Origin of the sequence: Pseudomonas sp. SBT1-2 (assembly GCF_028640875.1) — a bacterium.
Taxonomy (GTDB): domain Bacteria; phylum Pseudomonadota; class Gammaproteobacteria; order Pseudomonadales; family Pseudomonadaceae; genus Aquipseudomonas; species Aquipseudomonas chlororaphis_I.
Genome location: NZ_JAQZAA010000081.1, coordinates 65,285 through 84,884, shown reverse-complemented (window position 1 = coordinate 84,884; position 19,600 = coordinate 65,285). Strand labels below are relative to the sequence as shown.

Sequence of the window (19,600 nt, the reverse complement as noted above, 5' to 3'; positions counted from 1 at the left end):
ACACCCTTATAGAAAACGTACACAACGCAGAAGCCAGAACCATGAGTGTGAGTAGTGCGACACCCCGCAACACGACCACTTCGAGCCGGTCGGAAAGGATGCTGATTCTTGGAAGCTCATTGATGGTCATCTCCATCCTGAGCATCGTGACCTTCTTGCTGATTCGCGAACGCGGCAGCGCCGAAATAGCCGCCACCCGCGCGGCTTCCAACATCGTGCAATTGATCGACGCCGACGTGCTGCGCAACGTCGAGCTGTACGACGTCTCCCTGCGAGGCCTGATCAGCGCCTCGCAACACGAGGACCTGAAACAGGTCTCGCCGACCATTCGCCATATGGCGCTGTTCGACCGGGCCACGGCTGCACCCTACAAGGGCAACATCCTGCTGCTCGACGCGCACGGCGATGTGCTCGCCGACTCCGCTTCGGTCGAACCGCGCAAGGGCAACTTTGCCGATCGGGAGTATTTCCAGTCTCATGTGAATAACCCCGATCCGGGCATGCTGATCAGCCGACCGTTCCGCGCCCTCCCGCCCGAGCTGGATTGGCGCATCAGTTTCAGCCGGCGGGTTTCCAACGAACGTGGAGAATTCCTCGGCGTGGCCGAAGCGGCCATGCGCCTGGACTACTTCAGCCAGTTGTTCAAAAGCCTGAATGTCGGCCGCGACAGCTCGGTCAACCTGATCAGTCGCGACGGTATCCTGTTGGCCCAGGAGCCGCCGCGAGCGGACAACCTGATCGGCCAGGACTTCAGCCAACGGCCCAATTTCATCCGCATCCTGCGCGAGGGGAACGGCAGCTTCAAAGGCATGTCCAGCACCCAGCAGCCGCGCCTGTACACCTTCTCCCAGGTCGGGGACCTGCCGCTGATCGTGATCGTGGCGCTCTCCAGCAATGAAGTATTCGCCTCCTGGCAGCGCACCGCGCTGGTGGTCGGCGGCGCCACCGGTGCGCTGTGCCTGGGCCTGCTGTGGCTGACCTGGCTGCTGTGCCGGGAATTGCGCCGGCGCCAGAGCGCCGAGCAGGAACTCGCGCAACTGGCGGCCACCGATGCCCTCACCGGCCTCGACAACCGTCGCAGCCTGGATCAGACCCTGGCTCGCGAATGGGGTCGCGCGCAGCGCTCCCATAGCGCGCTGTCGCTGCTGATGCTCGACGTGGATCACTTCAAGGCCTTCAATGATCGCTATGGCCACCCGCTCGGCGATGAAGCCTTGCGCATCGTCGCCCGGGTGATCAGTGACAATATCCGTCGCCCCGGCGACCTGGCCGCACGCTACGGCGGCGAAGAGTTCGCCGTGGTCCTGCCGGAGACTGACAACGCCGGCGCCCGGCGTATCGCCGAGCATATTCGCCTGGCGATCGAGCGCCTGCCGCCGATCCAGGACGGTGCCTCGCCGATCACCATCAGCATTGGCCTCGGCACCTGGGCAGGCACGCCGAAGTCCAGCCTGAAAGCGCTGTGCGCGATGGCCGACAAGGCGCTATACCAGGCCAAGGCCGAGGGGCGAAACCGAGTGGTGGGTTGACCTCATCGCGGGCAAGCCTCGCTTCTACGGGGCCCGTGCTGCCCGCGATAACCTCATCAGCCGCGCAACAATCTGCGGGCATAAAAAAAGGCCACCCGAAGGCAGCCTTTAAAAACTAAAGGAAAGAGAGTGTTACTTACACGGCCGCAACCGGACGCATGTAAGAGATCGGTGCAGTGCTGGCATCTTCGAAGGTCACGACTTCCCAAGCGTCTTTCTGCTCAATGAGCTTGCGCAGAAGCTGGTTGTTCAGTGCATGGCCCGACTTGAAGCCTTTGAACTCACCTATCAGGCTGTTGCCCAGCAGGTAGAGGTCACCAATTGCGTCGAGGATCTTGTGCTTCACGAACTCGTCTTCGTAGCGAAGGCCGTCCTCGTTCAGTACACCATCCGCGTCGACCACGATGGCGTTTTCCACGCTGCCGCCGAGTGCGAGGTTGTGCTTGCGCAGGTACTCGATATCACTCATGAAACCAAAGGTACGGGCGCGGCTGACTTCCTTCACGAACGACGTGCTGGAAAAGTCCACGCTTGCACTCTGGGTGCGGTCACGGAAAACCGGGTGATCGAAATCGATCTCAAAGCTCACTTTAAAACCGTCGAAAGGCACGAAAGTGGCGCGCTTGTCGCCGTCTTCCACCGTCACCTCACGAAGGATGCGGATGAACTTCTTGGCTGCGTCCTGTTCTTCCAGGCCGGCAGATTGAATCAGGAATACGAAGGGTCCAGCGCTGCCATCCATGATCGGGACTTCGGACGCGGAGAGCTCGACGTAGGCGTTATCGATGCCCAGGCCAGCCATGGCCGAGAGCAAGTGCTCCACCGTGTCCACCTTGGTGTCACCGTTGACCAGGGTGGTCGACATAGTGGTTTCACCAACGTTTTCCGCGCGAGCAGGAATCTGCACCACAGGGTCCAGGTCGGCACGACAAAACACAATGCCGGTGTCGACAGGCGCAGGCTTGAGGGTCAGGTAAACCTTCTCCCCAGAGTGCAGGCCTACACCTGTGGCACGGATAATATTCTTCAGGGTGCGTTGTTTAATCATGGCTTGGGCCGCTTCAGCGCAAATTGCGAACTGGTATCAACAAAGGCTGGCGATAATAGCAGACCAGGCCTTTGCTGAACACCAATCACCCTAATACCCCTGATACATTCCATCAATCGGCCTGGCGACGCAGGAAAGCCGGGATGTCCAGATAGTCCAGATCATCTTGCGGATTCAGCTTCGCCGCAGTCGCAGCACTGGCCTGGGCCTGGTTGCGCATGACGGTCGGACGGTCCAGATCACGGTAGTTGACCGACGGCAGTTCCTGACGGGCAGGGGCTGGCGCCTGTGCAGCGGCCATGGAGGTTTGCACGGTATTGTCGATGACCTTCACAGGCTTCTCGATTTTCGCGCCCAGACCCGTGGCAACCACGGTCACGTGCAGCTCGTCGCGCATGTCCGGATCGATAACGGTACCGACCTTGACCATCGCGTGCTCGGAAGCGAAGGCTTCGATGATGCTACCCACGTCGGAGTACTCGCCCAGGGACAGGTCGGGACCGGCGGTGATGTTCACCAGGATGCCGCGCGCGCCTTGCAGGTTCACGTCTTCCAGCAGCGGGTTGCGGATTGCCGCTTCGGTCGCTTCACGTGCACGGTTAGGACCGCTGGCGCAGCCAGTGCCCATCATTGCCATGCCCATTTCGCTCATCACGGTACGTACGTCGGCGAAGTCGACGTTGATCATGCCCGGACGCTTGATGATGTCGGAGATACCGCGAACGGCACCGGCCAGAACGTCGTCGGCCTTGGCGAAAGCCGACAGCAGGCTGGCGTCCTTGCCGAGGATGGTCAGCAGCTTTTCGTTGGGAATGGTGATCAACGAATCGACGCTTTCGCTCAGCGCGCGGATGCCTTCATCAGCGATCTGCATACGCTTGCGGCCTTCGAACGGGAACGGACGAGTCACCACCGCAACGGTGAGGATGCCCATTTCCTTGGCCACTTCGGCGATGATCGGCGCGGCACCGGTACCGGTACCACCGCCCATGCCGGTCGTGATGAACACCATGTTGGTGCCCGCCAGCACTTCAGCGATACGCTCGCGGTCTTCCAGGGCGGCTTGACGGCCGACCTCAGGATTGGCGCCAGCACCCAGGCCCTTGGTCACGCCGGTACCCAGTTGCAGGATGGTCCGCGCGCCGATGTTTTTCAGCGCTTGAGCATCAGTGTTGGCGCAGATGAATTCGACGCCTTCGATGTTGCTCTTGACCATGTGATTGACGGCGTTGCCGCCGCCACCGCCAACACCGATAACCTTGATTACCGGACTTGCGGGGACGTTGTCTACGAGTTCGAACATTTTCCCTCTCCTTTCATTTCTCTAGTTTTTTCGCCTACTGCGCCTACTGCTTACAACGTATTTCATGCTGCTTTTACTGCGGTAGAAGCTCCAAGCTGCAAGCTATAAGCCGCAAGCATGGAACCCTGTACTTCTTGAAGCTTGAAACTTGCCGCTTGAAGCTGTTTCTTAAAAATTGCCCTGCACCCAGCTCTTGATGCGATCGAGCAAGGCGGCCTTGGGTTCGTCGCTGCTGTAGCTGTCCCGGCTGCCGATGCCGGAGAACGAGATACCGTCGGACTGCTTCTGCAGCCCGTACAACAGCAAGCCCACGCCGGTGGAATAGATCGGGTTGCGCACCACGTCGGACAGGCCCTTGACGGTGTGCGGCACGCCCAGGCGGACCGGCATGTGGAAAATCTCTTCGGCCAGTTCGACCGCGCCTTCCATTTTCGAAGTACCGCCGGTCAGCACGATGCCGGCCGGGATCAGGTCTTCGTAGCCGCTGCGACGCAGTTCGGCCTGGATCAGGGTGAACAGCTCGTCGTAGCGCGGCTCGACCACTTCGGCCAGGGCCTGGCGGGACAGCTCGCGCGGTGGACGGTCGCCGACACTTGGCACCTTGATGGTTTCACCGGCACCGGCCAGCTTGGCCAGGGCGCAGGCGTAACGGATCTTGATTTCTTCGGCGTACTGGGTCGGCGTACGCAGCGCCATGGCGATGTCGTTGGTCACCTGGTCGCCGGCAATCGGGATCACCGCGGTATGGCGGATCGCGCCTTCGGTGAAGATCGCGATGTCGGTGGTACCGCCGCCGATATCCACCAGGCACACGCCCAGCTCTTTCTCGTCGTCGGTCAGCACCGAATACGCCGAGGCCAGCTGTTCGAGAATGATGTCGTCGATTTCCAGGCCACAGCGACGCACGCACTTTTCGATGTTCTGGGCGGCATTCACCGCGCAGGTCACCACGTGCACCTTGGCTTCCAGACGTACACCGGACATGCCCAGGGGCTCGCGCACGCCTTCCTGGTTATCGATCACGTAATCCTGCGGCAGGGTGTGCAGCACCCGCTGGTCGGCCGGAATCGCCACGGCCTGTGCCGCGTCGAGTACCCGCTCCAGGTCCGCCGAACTCACTTCGCGATCACGAATCGCCACGATGCCGTGGGAGTTCAGGCTGCGAATGTGATTGCCCGCCACGCCGACGAACGCCGAGTGGATACGGCAACCGGCCATCAGTTGCGCTTCTTCTACCGCGCGCTGGATCGATTGAACGGTGGACTCGATATTCACCACCACGCCCTTCTTCAGGCCGCGCGATGGATGGGTGCCGATACCGACGATTTCCAGCGTGCCATCGGCCGCGACCTCGCCTACCAGCGCCACCACCTTGGAGGTGCCGATATCCAGACCGACGATCATTTTGCCGCTTTGCACGTTTGCCATGGTCCTGCCTCTTCTTAATTCTTCGCGACGGCGGGTTGGGCCGTCGTGGGCGCTACAGGTTCCCGCCAGCCGACGGCCAGGCCGTTGGCATAACGCAGATCGATGCGCGCGATGTTCGTAATCTGTTCTTTCAGCGTTTTTTCATAAATGGCAATGAAGCGGCGCATCTTCTCCACCAGGTGATCGCGTCCGAGCAACAGCTCGATACCAGGGCCAGCGCTACCGGCCCCCGTGGTCAGGAACCAGCTGCCGCGCTCGCGCAACTCCAGACGGGCAATGGAGAAACCCATCGGGCGCAGCATCTGGCTCAGCACCTGGTACTGCTGCATCACCTGCTGCTGGGCCCGCTGCGGGCCGAACAACTGTGGCAAGTGCTCGTAGTTCGCCAGTTCACGCGGGGTGAAGGCCTGGCCCTGGTTGTTCAACAGCGCCTCGTCGCCCCAACGGGCCACCGGCAGTTGTTCTTCCAGGCGAATCACCACCTGGTCCGGCCACACACGCCGTACCTCGGCATGAGCGATCCATGGCATCTGTTCCAGCTCGGTACGCATGCTCGCCAGGTCGATGGTGAAGAAGCTCGCCGCGACGTAGGGCGCGATCCGCTGCTGCACCGCCTGCTGGCTGATGTAACTCAGGTCGCCCTGCACCGCGACCTTGGTGATCGGCCGGTCGGCATAGGGCAGCAGGCGTTGCGCGCCTTCGTAAGTGCCGAAGCCCAGCGCGACCAGCAGCACCGGCCACATCAGGCTTTTCAGCACGCCAAAGTTGGCTTTCGGCAGGCGCGCCGACATCGGCTCCTTGGCCACCATCCGGCTGGCACCACGCGGCACCGGCTTGCGGCCGGGAGCGGGTTGCTGATGACGTAGCTGGGCGCCTTGCATGGCCTTAACCTCGCGGCTCTGCGTTACTGACGACACTTTCCGCCAGGATGGCCAGAACCAGCTGCTGGAAATCCAGACCGGCGGCACGCGCCGCCATCGGAACCAGGCTGTGATCGGTCATGCCGGGGGCGGTATTCACTTCCAGGAACCAGAACTGGCCGTCGGCGTCCTGCATCACGTCGGCACGCGCCCAACCGGCGATACCGAGCGCCCCGCAGGCCTTCGCCGTCAGGTCCATGAGCTCCTGCTCTTTGTCGCTGTCGAGGCCGCACGGGATCCGGTACTGGGTATCGGAAGCCAGGTACTTGGCGTCGTAGTCGTAAAACGTGTGGGGCGTGCCCAGGGCGATCGGTGGCAATACCTGGCCGCGCAGCGTGGCGATGGTGAACTCCGGACCTTGAATCCATTGTTCAACCAAGACTTGCGAGTCGTAGGTGCTGGCCGCTTTCCATGCGTCGATCAGTTCGGACGCGGATGTCACTTTGGCCATACCAATACTGGAACCTTCATGCGCCGGTTTGACGATCAAAGGCATGCCCAGTTCCGTAGCCGCGCAAATACAATCGGCCTCGGAGCCAAGTACGGCGTGGCGTGGCGTCGGAATACCGAGGCTGTGCCAGACCTGCTTGGTACGCAGTTTGTCCATCGCCAGCGCCGAAGCCAGGATGCCGCTGCCGGTGTAGGGAATCCCCAGGCACTCCAGCAGGCCCTGCATGCTGCCGTCTTCGCCGCCACGGCCGTGGAGGATGATGAAGGCGCGGTCGATCTTCTCGTTCAGCAGGCGCTGCAGGAAGTCGTCACCAACGTCGATGCCGAACGCGTCCACACCGGCGCTCAGCAAGGCTTCGAGCACGGCATTGCCGGACTTCAGCGAGACTTCGCGCTCGGCGCTCTTGCCGCCGAACAGCACGGCGACACGGCCGAAATCCTTCGGCGCGATGGTCGAAAACAGAGAGGCGTAGGCGGCGGTCATTTCGACTTCCCCTGACCGGCAGGCGCGGCGCCCGCGAACAACGGACTGTTCAACAGCTTCGGCGCAAGGCCGCCGATATCTCCGGCGCCCTGGCACAGCAGGATGTCGCCGGCACGCAGCAGCGGCTTGACCAGCGGCGCGAGGTCGACCCCACGCTCGATGTAGATCGGGTCCAGCTGACCGCGCTGACGGATGCTGTGGCACAGCTGACGGCTGTCCGCCCCCGGGATCGGCTCTTCGCCCGCCGGGTAGACTTCCATCAACAGCAGGACGTTGGCGTCCGCCAGCACCTGGACGAAATCGTCGTACAGGTCGCGGGTGCGGCTGAAACGGTGCGGCTGGTAGACCATCACCAGGCGGCGCTCAGGCCAGCCACCGCGCACGGCCTTGATCACCGCTGCGACTTCGGTCGGGTGGTGGCCATAGTCGTCCACCAGCATCACGTTGCCGCCTTCCACCGGCAGCTCGCCGTAGACCTGAAAGCGCCGACCCACGCCCTGGAAGCCCGACAGGCCCTGGACGATGGCTTCATCGCTGATGCCTTCGTCGGTGGCGATGCAGATGGTCGCCAGCGCGTTCAGCACGTTGTGGTTACCCGGCATGTTCACCGAGACATCCAGCGGCTCGCGATCGGGACGCAGCACGGTGAAGAAGGTCTGCATGCCCTGCTGGCGTACATTGATCGCCCGCACATCGGCGTCTTCGTTGAAACCGTAGGTGACGGTCGGACGCTTGACCTGCGGCAGGATCTCGCGCACCACCGGGTCGTCCAGGCACAGTACAGCCAAGCCATAGAACGGCAGGTTGTGCAGGAATTCGACGAAGGTTTTCTTCAGTTTGTTGAAGTCACCGTCGTAGGTCGCCATGTGGTCGGCGTCGATGTTGGTCACCACGGCTACCAGCGGTTGCAAGTGCAGGAAACTGGCGTCGCTTTCATCGGCTTCGGCGATCAGGTAACGGCTGGTACCCAACTGTGCATTGGTACCCGCTGCATTCAGCCGGCCACCGATGACAAAGGTCGGGTCCAGGCCACCGGCGGCGAACACCGAGGCCAGCAGGCTGGTGGTGGTGGTCTTGCCGTGGGTACCGGCAACGGCGACGCCGTGGCGGTAGCGCATCAGCTCGGCCAGCATTTCCGCGCGCGGCACCACCGGGATGCGGCGTTCCAGAGCGGTGGCCACTTCCGGGTTGGAGGTGTTCACGGCGCTGGACACTACCAGTACATCGGCGTTGGCGGCGTTCTCGGCACGGTGGCCGATAAAGATCTGCGCACCGAAGGACTCGAGGCGCTCGGTAACCGGCGACGCCTTGAGGTCGGAACCGGAGACCTGGTAGCCCAGGTTCAGCAGCACTTCGGCGATCCCGCACATGCCCACGCCGCCGATACCGACGAAGTGGATGCGACGGATGCGGCGCATTTCCGGTTGTGGCATGGCTTTCTGATTCTCAACCATGGGCCACCTCCAGGCAGATATCGACCACGCTACGGGTGGCATCGGGTTTGGCCAGGCGACGTGCGGCGTCGGCCATGCTGTTGAGTCGTTCCGGTTGCATCAAAACCTCTGTCAGGCGAGCGGCAAGGTCCGCTGCGCCAGTCGTTCTTTGCGGCATCAGGAAGGCAGCGCCTTCACGAGCCAAATAATCGGCATTGCGGGTCTGGTGATCGTCGATGGCGTGAGGCAAAGGCACGAGCATCGAAGGCAGACCGGCGGCAGCCAGTTCACTGACGGTCAACGCGCCTGCGCGACAAACCACCAGGTCAGCCCAGCCATAGGCTTGGGCCATGTCTTTGATGAACGGCTGCACCTGCGCCTCGACGCCGGCGGCGCGATAGCGCTCTGCAGTCACTTCATCGTGGTTTTTGCCGGCCTGATGAAACACTTCCGGACGCAGCTCGGGGGAGACCAGCGCCAGGGCTTCAGGCAGCAACTTGTTCAACGGCTCTGCTCCCAGGCTTCCGCCCAGGATCAGCAAACGCGCCTTGCGTCCGGCCAAAGCCTCGCGCGGTGTATCGAGGAACAGCTCGGTGCGCACCGGGTTGCCGGTGGTACGCCGGCTGCTGGAGGCACCAAAGGTGTCCGGGAAAGCTTCGCAGACTCGGGCCGACAACGGCACCAGCAGCCGATTGGCGGTACCGGCGACCGCGTTCTGTTCATGAACGATCACCGGCACGCCGGACAGTTTTGCCGCGACGCCGCCAGGGCCGGTCACATAACCGCCAAAGCCCAGCACACAAACCGGCTTGAGCTGACGAATGATCCGGCGCGCCTGCAGCACTGCCTTGAGCAACACGAATGGCGCCTTGAGCAGCGACAGCTTGCTCTTGCCCCGCAGGCCGCTGACGTTGATCAGATGCAGTTGCAGGCCGGCGTTCGGCACCAGCTCGTTTTCGATACCGCGCGGGGTGCCGAGCCAGTGCACGGTATAACCGCGCGCCTGGAACTCACGGGCACAGGCCAGCGCCGGGAACACGTGACCGCCGGTGCCACCGGCCATGATCAGCACATTAGCGCCCATGGCTTGGCTCCTCGGCGAAGTCGCTCTCGCTGAACTCCATCTCTTCGCTGCCCAGGTGGGTCCGACTCTCCCACTCGATGCGCAGCAACAGGCCAAGACAGGCGCAGCAGATCACCAACGAACTGCCGCCATAACTGAGGAACGGCAAGGTCAGGCCTTTGGTCGGCAACAGGCCGACGTTCACCCCAATATTGATCAGGAACTGGCCGATCCACAGGAACGACAGGCCATAAGCGACATAGGCGGCAAAGAACTGCTTGGCTTTCTCGGCCCACAGGCCGATGTACATGCCACGGATACAGACGAAGACGAACAGCGCCACTGTGCACAGGGAACCGACGGCGCCCAGTTCTTCGGCCAGGACCGAGAACACGAAGTCGGTGTGGGCTTCCGGCAGGTAGAACTGTTTCTGCACGCTGTTACCCAGGCCAACGCCCAGCCATTCGCCACGGCCAAAAGCAATCAGGGCCTGGGACAGCTGGTAGCCCGCGCCGAACTGGTCGGCCCAAGGGTCGGCAAAGTTGGTCAGGCGCGCCATTCGATAGGGCTGCATCTGAATCAGCAGGACCACCGCCGCGACCGCCAGGACCACCATCAAGGAAAAGCGGAACAACCCAACCCCACCGAGGAACAGCATCGCCGCCGCGGCCCCCATCATCACCACGGTGGCGCCGAAGTCCGGCTCCATCAGCAGCAGGCCGGCCATCGGCAGCAGCACGATGAACGGTTTGAAGAAGCCCATCCAGCTTTCGCGCACTTCTTTCTGGCGACGCACCAGGTAACCGGCGAGGTAGATCACCACGAACACCTTGGCGATCTCGGAAGGCTGGACGTTGAAGAAACTGAAACCGATCCAGCGCATCGAACCGTTCACTTCACGGCCGATCCCCGGAATGATCACCATCACCAGCAAACCGAAGGCACCGAGCAGCATCATCCAGCCCAGGCGTTGCCAGGTGGCGATCGGAATCATCATGGTGACAATGCACGCACCCAGGCCCAGCACCACATAGATAAGGTGGCGAATCATGTAGTACAGGGCACTACCCGACTGCGCCGCCGCCACTTCGGTGGAGGCCGAGGCGATCATGATCAACCCGAGGCCGAGCAGCGTCAGGCAGCCGGCGAGCATCGGGAAATCGAGGTCGACGCCACGCCCGGTAATGATCGGCGATGGATAAGGCTTGATGATATCTCTCAGGTTCATGCCAGATCCTCCACGGCGCGGACGAACTGGTGACCACGGTCTTCATAATTTTTGAACATGTCGAAACTGGCGCAGGCCGGCGACAGCAGCACCACGTCACCGGCCTGGGCGGTGGCACGGCATTGCGCCACGGCTTCGACCAGGGAGCCGACACGAATCAGCGGCACAGCATCGCCGATGGCCTCGCCGATCTTGTCGGAATCGCGGCCCATCAGGATCACGGCGCGGCAGTTGGCCGCCACCGGGTCGCGCAGGTCCTTGAACTCGGCACCTTTGCCGTCGCCACCGGCGATCAGCACGATCTTGCCTTCGATGTCCGCGCCCAGGCCTTCGATGGCCGCCAGGGCAGCGCCAACGTTGGTGGCCTTGGAGTCGTTGTAATAACCCACGCCATCCAGGTCGCGAACCCACTGGCAGCGGTGCTCGAGGCCGGCGAAGGTGCGCAGGGCCGAGAGCATGGCGTCGAATGGCAGGCCGACCGCATGCCCCAGGGCCAGCGCCGCCAGGGCGTTGGACTGGTTATGGGCGCCGCGGATCTTCAGCTCGCGCACCGGCATCAGGTTCTGGAATTCGAAGGCCAGGTATTTCTCGCCGTTCTCTTCACGCAGGCCGAACGCCTTGAAGTCGGGTTTGCTCAGGCCGAAGGTCCAGCACGGCAGGCCTTCGCCGATCAATGGCCGGGTCAAGGCATCCTGGCGGTTGAACACCACCTGCCGGGCGCCCCGGAAGATCCGGTGCTTGGCCAGGTGATACGCCGGCAGGCCGCTGTAGCGGTCCATGTGGTCTTCGCTGATGTTCAGCACGGTGGCCACTTCGGCGCCCAGCTGATCGGTGGTCTCCAGCTGGAAGCTGGACAGTTCCATGACGTACAGCTCGACGTCGTCGCTGAGCAGGTCCAGGGCCGGGGTACCCAGGTTTCCACCCACGGCGACCCGCTTGCCCGCCGCCGCCGCCATTTCCCCCACCAGGGTGGTCACGGTGCTTTTCGCGTTGGAACCGCTGATGGCGACAATCGGCGCCTTCGCGTTACGCGCAAACAGCTCGATATCGCCGGAAAGTTTCACCCCACGGGCGGCGGCGGCTTGCAGGGCCGGGGTCGCCAGGGCCAGGCCGGGGCTCACGTAGAGCTCGTCGGCACGGCACAGGAAGTCGACGTCCAGCTCGCCACAACGCACTTCCACATGCGGATAGTCACGGCGCAGCGTGGCCAGTTCCGGTGGATTTTCCCGCGTATCGGCGACGGCAAACGACACGCCCCGGTTCGCCAGGAAGCGAACCAGGGACATGCCGCTCTTGCCGAGGCCGACAACGATGCGGAAGTGGTCAGAAGCGATCAGAGACACTCGTTCTACCTCAGCTTCAGGGTGGCAAGGCCGATCAACACGAGAATCACGGTGATGATCCAGAAACGGACGATCACGCGCGGCTCGGGCCAGCCCTTGAGTTCAAAGTGGTGGTGAATTGGCGCCATGCGGAATACACGACGACCGGTCAACTTGAAGGAGGCCACCTGAATGACCACCGACAGGGTTTCCATCACGAACACACCGCCCATGATGAACAGGACGATTTCCTGACGAACGATCACCGCGATGGTGCCCAGGGCCGCACCCAGCGCCAGCGCGCCGACGTCGCCCATAAAGACTTGTGCCGGGTAGGTGTTGAACCACAGGAAGCCCAGTCCGGCGCCGATCAGCGCGCCGCAGAACACGATCAGCTCACCCGCGCCTGGAACGTAAGGAATCAGCAGGTACTCAGCGAATTTCACGTTACCCGACAGGTAGCAGAAGATGCCCAGGGCACCGCCCACCATCACGGTCGGCATGATCGCCAGGCCGTCGAGGCCGTCGGTCAGGTTGACCGCGTTGCTGGAGCCAACGATCACGAAATAGGTCAGGACCACGAAGCCGATACCCAGCGGAATGCTGACGTCCTTGAGCATGGGGATCAGCAAGGTGGTTTCGACCGGGGTTTGCGCGGTGACATACAGGAAGATCGCCGCGCCCAGGCCAAATACCGACTGCCAGAAGTACTTCCAGCGGCTAGGCAAACCACGGGAATTCTTCTCGATCACCTTGCGATAGTCATCGACCCAGCCGATGGCGCCGAACAACAGGGTGACCAGCAACACCACCCACACATAACGGTTGCTCAGGTCGGCCCACAGCAGGGTGCTGATACCGATTGCCGAGAGGATCAGCGCGCCGCCCATGGTCGGGGTGCCCGACTTGGAGAGGTGCGATTGCGGACCGTCGTTACGCACGGCCTGGCCGATCTGACGGGTCTGCAAAGTGCGGATCATCCACGGCCCCAGCCACAAGGACAGCACCAGCGCAGTCAGTACCCCGAGAATCCCGCGCAGGGTCAGGTACTGAAAGACCGCGAAGCCTTTGTAGAACTGTTGCAGGTACTCCGCTAGCAGCAGCAGCATCAATGTTTCTCCGTGCTGGAACCACACAAAGCCGCGACGATGTTTTCCATCACCGCGCTGCGCGATCCCTTGATCAAAATAGTGGTGTTTGTATCTTGCTCGGCGCCCAGGGCTGCGATCAGCTCGGCCTGGCTGGCGAAGTGTTGGGCGTGCTCACCGAAGGCAGCGACCGCGTGGGCCATCATCGGGCCCACGGCGTAGAGCGCCGACACCTTGCCGGCGGCATAAGCACCCACTTCGCGATGCCCCTGCTCCGCCCAATCGCCCAACTCGCCGATATCTCCGAGCACCAGGACGGTGCGGCCGGAAAAGCCGGCGAGTATATCAACGGCCGCGCACATTGACGTGGGGTTCGCGTTGTAGGTGTCGTCGATGACCCGCATGCCGTTTTTCGCCAGCTGGGCGACGGTGCGGCCCTTGACCGGCTGCACCGCGTTGAGCCCGGTGGCGATGCCGAACAGCGACACGCCCAGGGCATGAGCGGCAGCCGCAGCGGCCAGGGCATTGGCCACGTTATGGGTACCCAGCAGGTTCAACTGGATCCGCTCGGAGCCGTTGCCAGCATGCAGGGTGAAGTTCGGGCAGCCACGGGCATCACGCTGGATATCCGAGGCGTAAAAGTCGGCGGCATTGTTGGTCAGGGCAAAACTCAGCACCTGACGGCCGGCGGCACGGGTTTTCCAGATCGGGAAGGCCTTGTCATCGAGGTTGAGCACGGCGATACCGGAAGCATCCAGCCCTTCGAGGATCTCGCCTTTGGCCTCGACGATTTTTTCCGGCCCGCCAAACTCGCCAACATGAGCGGTACCGGCATTATTGATGATGGCGACATGCGGCTTGGTCATCGCCACGGTGTAGGCAATTTCGCCGATGCGCGAAGCCCCGAGCTCGATCACCGCCGCAGTGTGCTCCAGGGCCAGCTCCAGCAGGGTCAAGGGTGCGCCCAGGTCGTTGTTCAGATTGCCGCGTGTGGCAAGCACCGGCCCGCGCGTACGCAGGATGCTGGCCAGCATTTCCTTGACCGTGGTCTTGCCGCTGGAGCCGGTAATTGCCGCGACAGGCTTGGTGAAAGCCGCGCGATTCAAGGCTCCCAGCTGTCCAAGCGCCTGCCGGGTATCGCTGACCAGCAACTGCGGCAGCGTGCTGTCTGGCACTTCGCGTTCGACCAGGGCACCGACGGCGCCTTTAGAAGCGACCTCATTCAGGTAGTCATGACCGTCGAAACGCGGGCCGGCCAGGGCAATAAAGAGTTGGCCCGGCTTGATCGCCCGGCTGTCGATGCTCACGCCATCGAAGCTGCAATCGCCAGCCAGCAGGCGACCCGCCAACGGTCCGCTCAGTTCACTGAGTTTCAGGGCCTTAAGCATGGGCCACCTCCCACGCAGTCAGCGCCCGGTCGGCTTCCACCAGGTCGGAGAAGTCGAGACGCACGCCGTTGATTTCCTGATAGTCCTCATGACCTTTACCGGCCAGGACAATGACGTCATCCGCCGAAGCGCCGGCGATCAGCTGGGCGATGGCCAGGCCGCGACCGGAGACGAACTCGACCTTGTCCACCGCACTGAAGCCGGTACGAATGTCGTCGAAAATCTGCGCTGGATCTTCCGTACGCGGGTTGTCGTCGGTAACCAGCACGCCGTCGGCCAGGCGCTCGACCACTTCCGCCATCAGCGGACGCTTGCCGCGATCGCGATCGCCGCCGCAGCCGAACAGGCACAGCAAACGGCCCTTGGCGTGGGGACGCAGGGCCAGCAATACTTTTTCCAGGGCATCCGGGGTGTGAGCGTAATCGACCACCACCAGCGGTTGCGAACCGCCGCCCAGGCGCTGCATGCGACCGGCCGGACCTTCCAGTTTCGGCAGCACGTGGAGGATTTCGTCGAGGGCGTAATCCAGGCCGAGCAAGGCACCGACAGCGGCCAGCACGTTGCTCAGGTTGAAACGGCCGAGCAAGGTGCTGCGCAGATGATGTTCGCCCTGCGGAGTCACCAGGGTCGCACGCACGCCTTCGTCGTCGAATTGCGCTTCGCGGCAGTACAGATAGGCCCGCGGATCCTCGAGGCTGTAGGTGATCAGCCGCGAATCCTGCTCGTCACTGGCCAACAGCCGACCGAACTCATCGTCGAGGTTGATGACCCGGCAACCCAGGTCGCTCCAGCCGAACAGCTTGGCCTTGGTGGAGCCGTAGGCTTCCATGGTGCCGTGATAATCCAGGTGGTCGCGAGACAGGTTGGTCAGCACCGCCACATCGAAGGCCAGCGCACTGACCCGCCCCTGGTCGAGACCATGGGACGACACTTCCATCGCCACGGCCTTGGCACCGGCCTTTTTCAGGTCGGCCAGGGTGGCCTGTACGGCAATCGGGTTCGGCGTGGTGTGCATCCCGCTTTGCAGCGCGCCATAAAAACCGCTGCCCAGGGTGCCGACGATGCCACAGTGCTGGCCCAGCAGGTCGAGCGCTTGCGCGACCAACTGGGTCACGCTGGTCTTGCCGTTGGTACCGGTCACGCCAATCAGGTTGAGATGACGACTCGGATCGCCATAAAAACGTCCGGCGATATCCGACAGCTGCGCCGCCAGGCCTTTGACCGGAATCAGCGGCACGTCGGTAATCGGCAGGACGGTCGCGCCTTCGACTTCATAAGCCACTGCAGCCGCACCGCGCTGCAAGGCATCGGCGATGTGCGCACGGCCATCGAACTTGCCGCCAGGAACCGCAAGGAACAGATCGCCGGCGCGCACATTGCGGCTGTCCAGGGTCAGTTCGCGAATCAGCAGATCGCGACCAGCGTGGGCGAAAATCTTGTTCAGGCTAAGAGACATCAGCCGCGCCCTCCTTTAGCTGGTGCCGCATTGGCTTGTTGGGTAGGTGGCAGGTTGTCCGGCGAGATATTCATCAGACGCAGGGTGCCGGACATCACTTTGCTGAACACCGGTGCCGATACCAAGCCACCGAAGTAGCCGGCCTTGCTCGGCTCGTCGATCACCACGACTATGGCGTAACGCGGATCGCTCATCGGGCCGAAACCAGCGAACAGCGAACGGTAGGAGTTCTCGGCATAACCCTTGGTGCCGACCGAAGTCTTGCGCGCGGTACCACTCTTGCCGGCCACGTGATACGCCGGCACCTGGGCACGGAACACGCCGCGCGGAGCCTCGATCACCTGTTGCAACATGCCTTGCATGGTCTTGGCGACCTTTTCCGGAATCACCTGGGTGGTTTCCGGGGTCTTGTCGGTTTTGATCAGAGTCAGTGGAGCGATACGACCGTTATTGGCCAGTGCCGAGAAGGCGTGAACCAACTGGATCGCGGTCACCGAGATACCGTAGCCGTACGACAGCGTGGCCGTCTCGGCCTTGCGCCATTCACGGTAATTCGGCAGGTTGCCGACACGCTCGCCCGGGAAACCGAGGCCGGTATCCTGGCCGAGGCCGATTTTCTGGGCCAGACGGAAGATGGCTTCGCCGCCGATATCGAAGGCGATCTTGCTCATGCCGACGTTACTGGAATTGATCAGAATTCCGGTCAGGTCAAGCACCGCGCCTTCGCTCTTGGATACGTCGCGAATGGTGTATTTGCCGATCTGCAGCGTGCCCGGATAAACCTCGACGGTGTCGCTCGGTTTCCAGCGGCCGGTTTCCAGCGCCGCGCTCATGGAGATGGCTTTCATGGTCGAACCCGGTTCGAACACGTCGATCATGGCGCGGTTGCGCATCATCGCCGGTTGCAGGTTGCGACGGTTGTTCGGGTTGTAGGTCGGCTGGTTGACCATGGCCAGGATCTCGCCGGTCTTCACGTCCATGATGACCAGGCTGCCGGCCTTGGCGCCGTTCTCGACGATGGCATTGCGCAGTTCGCGGTTGGCCAGGTATTGCAGGCGCAGGTCAATCGACAACGCCAAGGGCTTGCCGGCCTTGGCGTTTTTGGTGACCTGGACATCTTTGATCAGTCTGCCGCGCCGATCCTTGATGACCTGGCGCTTGCCCGGTACCCCGGCCAGCCACTCGTCATAGGCCAGTTCGACCCCCTCGCGACCGCGGTCGTCGATGTCGGTAAAGCCGACCATGTGCGCGGTCACTTCGCCGGCCGGGTAGAAACGCCGGAACTCTTCGATGCCATAGACCCCCGGCACCTTGAGATCGAGAACCTGCTGGCCCTGCTCGGGCGTCAGGCCACGCACCAGGTAGATGAACTCTTTATTGGCCTGGGCTTCAAGACGCTCGGCCAGTGCTTTGGGGTCTTGCCCCAAGGCAGCGGCCAATGCCGGCCACTTGTCCTTGGCCAGTTGCATTTCCTTGGCGTTCGCCCACAGGGTGGTCACCGGCGTACTGACGGCCAGCGGCTCGCCGTTACGGTCAGTGATCAGGCCACGGTGAGCCGGGATCGGAATATGTCGAACACTGCGCGCATCGCCCTGCCCCTTGAGGAAGTCGCGATCGACGACCTGCAGATCGATGATGCGCCAGGCGATCGCCGCCACCATGATGCCGAGCAAACCCAGCACCAGGCGGAACCGCCAGGGAAAGAGTGCGCCTTCAAGCTTCATCATGGCGCCACCATCTGGACTTCTGCCGCGCCGGGAATACGCATTTTCAGTTGTTCGGTGGCCAGCACTTCGATCCGGCTATGGGCGGTCCAGGTGCTTTGTTCAAGAATCAGCCGGCCCCACTCCGCTTGCGCCTTGTCGCGCACACTCAACTCGCCATACAGCGTGTTGAGCAGCTGACGATTCCAATGCGCGCTATAGGACACCGCAATCGCGGACACCAGAACGCCGATGAACAGCAGAAGCATGAAAAAGCTTCCGCCTGGAAGTGGCTTGGCGAAAAGCTTGCTCACCGCAGCTTCTCCGCAACGCGCATGACAGCACTACGAGCACGCGGGTTGGCTTTGAGCTCGGCATCGGAGGCCGTCTGCGCTTTGCCATGGATTTTGATTTTCGGCTCGAAAGCCACGTGGCGTACCGGCAGATTGCGAGGCAAGTTGTCCGCCTCGCCCTTCACCAGCTTGCGCATGAACAATTTGACGATGCGATCTTCCAGGGAATGGAAGCTGATCACCACCAGGCGACCGCCCACTTCGAGAGATTCCAGCGCTGCTTCGAGGCCGGTCTCGAGATCGCCCAGCTCGTTGTTGACGTGAATGCGCAACCCCTGGAATGCACGGGTAGCCGGGTTCTTGCCCTTTTCCCACGCCGGGTTGGCGACTTTCAAGACCTCCGCCAGGTCGGCGGTGCGCTCGAACGGCTTGATGTCGCGGCGCTCAGCCACGGCGCGAGCCATGCGACCGGAGAAACGCTCTTCGCCGTATTCCTTGAACACACGGGCGATTTCTTCCACCGGAGCGGTGTTGACGAACTCCGCCGCGCTGATGCCGCGGGACGGGTCCATGCGCATATCCAGGGGACCGTCATTGAGAAAACTGAAGCCGCGTTCAGGATCGTCGAGCTGCGGCGAAGATACGCCCAGGTCGAGCAACACGCCGCTGACCTTGCCATCCAGGCCACGCTCGGCCACTTCCGAACCCAGCTCGGCAAAGCTGCGCTGCACAACGACAAAGCGGCCGTCTTCGGCCGCTAGCGCTTGCCCGGTGGCAATCGCTTGAGGATCTTTGTCGAATCCGAGCAGCCGGCCATTCGGCCCGAGCTTGCTGAGGATCAGACGACTATGACCGCCGCGACCGAAGGTGCCATCCAGATAGCAGCCATCAGGACGTACGGCGAGAGCCTCGACGGCTTCGTCAAGCAGTACGGTGATGTGGTTAAAGCCGCTATCAATAGTCACAGGATCAAATCACGCAGTTCATCAGGCATGGCGCCCGGTTGTTGAATAGCTGCCAGGTCCGCTGCAGAAACAGCATTCCAGGCATCCTCGTCCCACAGTTGGAACTTGTTCAGTTGGCCTACCAACATTGCGCGCTTATCCAACTTGGCATATTCGCGCAGACGTGGCGGAACCAGAAAACGACCACTGCCATCGAGTTCGAGGTCGACGGCATTACCAATCAACAAACGCTGCAAGCGACGGTTTTCTTCACGTAGCGAAGGCAGCTCGCGCAGCTTGGTTTCAATAATTTCCCACTCATCGAGGGGGTAGACACACAAACACGGATCAACGGCATCAATAGTGACGATAAGTTGCCCGGAACTACGCGAAACGAGCTCGTCACGGTACCGGCTCGGCATGGCGAGACGGCCCTTTGCGTCGAGACTGATAGCGTTAGCTCCGCGAAACACGTCAGCGTTTCTCCAAATTTTAGCGTTTTACGTCCAAAAAACCCACT

General features: G+C 62.2%; 17 protein-coding genes. 1 reads left to right on the top strand and 16 read right to left on the bottom strand.

Annotated elements, in window-relative coordinates; all coding sequences use genetic code 11:
* The first annotated feature begins 41 nt into the window (after positions 1-41).
* Positions 42-1,529, top strand: coding sequence for a sensor domain-containing diguanylate cyclase (locus PVZ78_RS14775; RefSeq protein WP_053269867.1), 1,488 nt, complete (start codon positions 42-44; stop codon positions 1,527-1,529).
* Positions 1,530-1,665: 136 nt separating this feature from the next.
* Here PVZ78_RS14775 and lpxC read toward each other — a convergent pair whose 3' ends face one another.
* From lpxC to mraZ, 16 genes are all read right to left on the bottom strand, one after another.
* Positions 1,666-2,577: a UDP-3-O-acyl-N-acetylglucosamine deacetylase gene (lpxC, locus tag PVZ78_RS14770; RefSeq protein WP_009045509.1), complete on the bottom strand. Its 912-nt coding sequence runs from the start codon at positions 2,575-2,577 to the stop codon at positions 1,666-1,668.
* Positions 2,578-2,689: 112 nt separating this feature from the next.
* Entirely contained in the window at positions 2,690-3,880 is a 1,191-nt protein-coding gene (gene ftsZ, locus PVZ78_RS14765) for a cell division protein FtsZ (protein ID WP_007922129.1), read from the bottom strand.
* A gap of 168 nt (positions 3,881-4,048) precedes the next feature.
* Positions 4,049-5,308, bottom strand: coding sequence for a cell division protein FtsA (gene ftsA, locus PVZ78_RS14760; protein WP_007922131.1), 1,260 nt, complete (start codon positions 5,306-5,308; stop codon positions 4,049-4,051).
* A gap of 14 nt (positions 5,309-5,322) precedes the next feature.
* Positions 5,323-6,189, bottom strand: a complete 867-nt coding sequence (locus PVZ78_RS14755) for a cell division protein FtsQ/DivIB (protein ID WP_007922133.1) — start codon at positions 6,187-6,189, stop codon at positions 5,323-5,325.
* A gap of 4 nt (positions 6,190-6,193) precedes the next feature.
* Entirely contained in the window at positions 6,194-7,162 is a 969-nt protein-coding gene (locus PVZ78_RS14750) for a D-alanine--D-alanine ligase (protein WP_016703535.1), read from the bottom strand.
* Positions 7,159-8,616, bottom strand: a complete 1,458-nt coding sequence (gene murC / locus PVZ78_RS14745) for a UDP-N-acetylmuramate--L-alanine ligase (RefSeq protein WP_198919341.1) — start codon at positions 8,614-8,616, stop codon at positions 7,159-7,161. The genes PVZ78_RS14750 and murC overlap by 4 nt, the downstream gene beginning before the upstream one ends.
* Positions 8,609-9,679 carry an undecaprenyldiphospho-muramoylpentapeptide beta-N-acetylglucosaminyltransferase gene (gene murG / locus PVZ78_RS14740; RefSeq protein ID WP_009050717.1) on the bottom strand — a complete coding sequence of 357 codons (1,071 nt, stop codon included), beginning with the start codon at positions 9,677-9,679 and terminating at the stop codon, positions 8,609-8,611. The genes murC and murG overlap by 8 nt, the downstream gene beginning before the upstream one ends.
* Positions 9,669-10,886: a putative lipid II flippase FtsW gene (gene ftsW / locus PVZ78_RS14735; protein ID WP_135006900.1), complete on the bottom strand. Its 1,218-nt coding sequence runs from the start codon at positions 10,884-10,886 to the stop codon at positions 9,669-9,671. Before ftsW ends, murG begins: the two co-directional genes overlap by 11 nt.
* Positions 10,883-12,229, bottom strand: coding sequence for a UDP-N-acetylmuramoyl-L-alanine--D-glutamate ligase (gene murD, locus PVZ78_RS14730; RefSeq protein WP_009050718.1), 1,347 nt, complete (start codon positions 12,227-12,229; stop codon positions 10,883-10,885). The genes ftsW and murD overlap by 4 nt, the downstream gene beginning before the upstream one ends.
* 5 nt (positions 12,230-12,234) lie before the next feature.
* A complete protein-coding gene (gene mraY / locus PVZ78_RS14725; RefSeq protein ID WP_007928475.1) occupies positions 12,235-13,317 on the bottom strand; it encodes a phospho-N-acetylmuramoyl-pentapeptide-transferase in 1,083 nt (360 codons plus the stop codon).
* Positions 13,317-14,684, bottom strand: a complete 1,368-nt coding sequence (locus tag PVZ78_RS14720; protein ID WP_273828877.1) for a UDP-N-acetylmuramoyl-tripeptide--D-alanyl-D-alanine ligase — start codon at positions 14,682-14,684, stop codon at positions 13,317-13,319. Before PVZ78_RS14720 ends, mraY begins: the two co-directional genes overlap by 1 nt.
* Complete coding sequence (locus tag PVZ78_RS14715; RefSeq protein ID WP_101283463.1) at positions 14,677-16,140, bottom strand: UDP-N-acetylmuramoyl-L-alanyl-D-glutamate--2,6-diaminopimelate ligase; 1,464 nt, start codon at positions 16,138-16,140, stop codon at positions 14,677-14,679. The genes PVZ78_RS14720 and PVZ78_RS14715 overlap by 8 nt, the downstream gene beginning before the upstream one ends.
* Positions 16,140-17,864 carry a peptidoglycan D,D-transpeptidase FtsI family protein gene (locus PVZ78_RS14710; RefSeq protein ID WP_016703540.1) on the bottom strand — a complete coding sequence of 575 codons (1,725 nt, stop codon included), beginning with the start codon at positions 17,862-17,864 and terminating at the stop codon, positions 16,140-16,142. Before PVZ78_RS14710 ends, PVZ78_RS14715 begins: the two co-directional genes overlap by 1 nt.
* Complete coding sequence (gene ftsL, locus PVZ78_RS14705; protein ID WP_009050721.1) at positions 17,864-18,157, bottom strand: cell division protein FtsL; 294 nt, start codon at positions 18,155-18,157, stop codon at positions 17,864-17,866. Before ftsL ends, PVZ78_RS14710 begins: the two co-directional genes overlap by 1 nt.
* A complete protein-coding gene (gene rsmH, locus PVZ78_RS14700; RefSeq protein ID WP_443218357.1) occupies positions 18,154-19,101 on the bottom strand; it encodes a 16S rRNA (cytosine(1402)-N(4))-methyltransferase RsmH in 948 nt (315 codons plus the stop codon). The genes ftsL and rsmH overlap by 4 nt, the downstream gene beginning before the upstream one ends.
* On the bottom strand, positions 19,098-19,553 hold the full coding sequence (gene mraZ, locus PVZ78_RS14695) for a division/cell wall cluster transcriptional repressor MraZ (protein WP_273828876.1): 456 nt from the start codon (positions 19,551-19,553) through the stop codon (positions 19,098-19,100). The genes rsmH and mraZ overlap by 4 nt, the downstream gene beginning before the upstream one ends.
* Positions 19,554-19,600 lie beyond the last annotated feature (47 nt).